Origin of the sequence: Kitasatospora sp. NPDC004799, assembly GCF_040609095.1 — a bacterium.
GTDB lineage: Bacteria > Actinomycetota > Actinomycetes > Streptomycetales > Streptomycetaceae > Kitasatospora.
The window spans coordinates 1-1,705 of sequence record NZ_JBEXJK010000756.1 but is presented as its reverse complement, the minus strand read 5'-3'; the positions used below and the strand labels follow the sequence as shown (position 1 = coordinate 1,705).

The 1,705-nt window shown below is 74.8% G+C and carries 2 protein-coding genes; both read left to right on the top strand.

Annotated elements, in window-relative coordinates; genetic code table 11:
• The first annotated feature begins 81 nt into the window (after window positions 1-81).
• Window positions 82-858 (top strand): hypothetical protein, encoded by a 777-nt coding sequence (locus ABZW03_RS40560; RefSeq protein WP_355269853.1) that lies wholly within the window; start codon window positions 82-84, stop codon window positions 856-858.
• A gap of 129 nt (window positions 859-987) precedes the next feature.
• Window positions 988-1,473, top strand: coding sequence for a single-stranded DNA-binding protein (locus ABZW03_RS40555; RefSeq protein WP_355269852.1), 486 nt, complete (start codon window positions 988-990; stop codon window positions 1,471-1,473).
• Window positions 1,474-1,705 lie beyond the last annotated feature (232 nt).

Sequence of the window (1,705 nt, the reverse complement as noted above, 5' to 3'; positions counted from 1 at the left end):
CCCGGTCCGTCCGCGCGGACCGGGTCGGCGGTGAGGGGAGCTGGACCGTCCAGCCCACCGGCACGAGGAGAAGCACCACCGGTGTTCACCACCCGCCACACGACCTCCCAGCACATCGGCAGCCGCACCCACCAGGCCGACGCCACCGCCCACTACGACAACGCCGTGACCGGTCACCGAGCGTGGGTCCTGCTCGACGGCATCGGCGACCGCGACCACACCGCCGCCTGGACGCCCACCGCCGCCCGCGCGCTCGCCATGACGGCCGCCTACGTCGGCGACCCCGGCGCCGCGATCCGGCAGATCCGACCGGTCCTCCACGCTCAGCGCGCCACCCTGAACCACCCGCGCGACTGGCCGGCCGACGCCGCCGCGATCGCCGCCGTCCTCACCTCCACCGGAACCCTGCACATCGGCTGGGCCGGAGACTGCCGCGCCTACCTCGCCGAGCACGGCCGGGCCAACCTGCTCACCACCGACCACAACGAGGCCACCGAACAGCGCCGCGAGGGACACCAGCCCGAACCCGACGACCACGACTACCTGACCTCATCGCTATGCCTCTCCAACGGCCGCGTCGACGCCGTCACCGTGGACTTCGGCCCCCGCCCCGGCATGCGGCGCCTGGTGCTCGCCTCGGACGGCGCCTACCTGCCGCACGAGCAGGCCGGCACCCTGCCCCCGCCGAGCCCGGACGGCACCCCCCGGCACCGCGACGGGCGCGCCGCCCCGGCCCCGCTTCTCACCGGCGCCCCCGCCACCGTCGCCCGGCGGATCACCGACCTCGCCGTGAACGCCGACCCCACCAGGGCCGACAACGCCACCGTCCTGCTCGTCGACCTGCACCCCGCCGACTGACCCACCGCAAGCACACTGCCTGACCGGCCGTGCCGCCCGGACCACCGCCGCGGCCAGCGACGGGGCCCGGACGGCGCGGGGGACGGGCAGACCCCGCTCCCGACACCACCGATGCCCTGGGAGGCACCCGTGTCCGTGGGAGAGACCCCGATCACCGTCGTCGGCAACCTCACCGACGACCCCGAACTGCGCTTCACCCCGCAGGGCGTGGCGATGGCCCGCTTCACCGTCGCCTCCACCCCGCGCACCTACGACAAGGCCACCGGGCAGTGGAAGGACGGCACCGCGCTGTTCCTGCGCGCCACCGCTTGGCGCGAGATGGCGACCAACGCCGCCGAGTCCCTGACCAAGGGCATGCGCGTGGTCGTCACCGGCCGCCTGGTGCAGCACAACTGGCAGACCGAGCAGGGCGAGAACCGCTCCATGCTCGGCCTCGACGTCGACGAAGTCGGCCCCAGCCTGCGCTTCGCCACCGCCAACGTCACCAAGGCCCAGCGCAACAACAACGCCCCGGCCGCGCGCCCGGCCGACCAGTGGTCCACCGCCGCCCCGGCCGCGTCCGGCGGCGAGTGGGGCGGCGCCCCGGCCGGCGGTTCGACCGAGCCGCCGTTCTAGCCGGACCGCACCCCCGAGCAGCACAAAGGGCCCCGCAGCAGACGGCCATCCCGGCAAGGTCGTCCGGCTGCTGCGGGGCCCTGTCCAGTCCCCTCGCAGAGACCAGAGGACTCCAGCATGCCCCACGTCACCAACGACACGCTGACCTACATCGACTTCTTCTGCGGCGCCGGCGGCTCCAGCACCGGCGCCGCCGCCGTCCCCGGCGTGGTCCCCGTCCTCGCGGCGAACC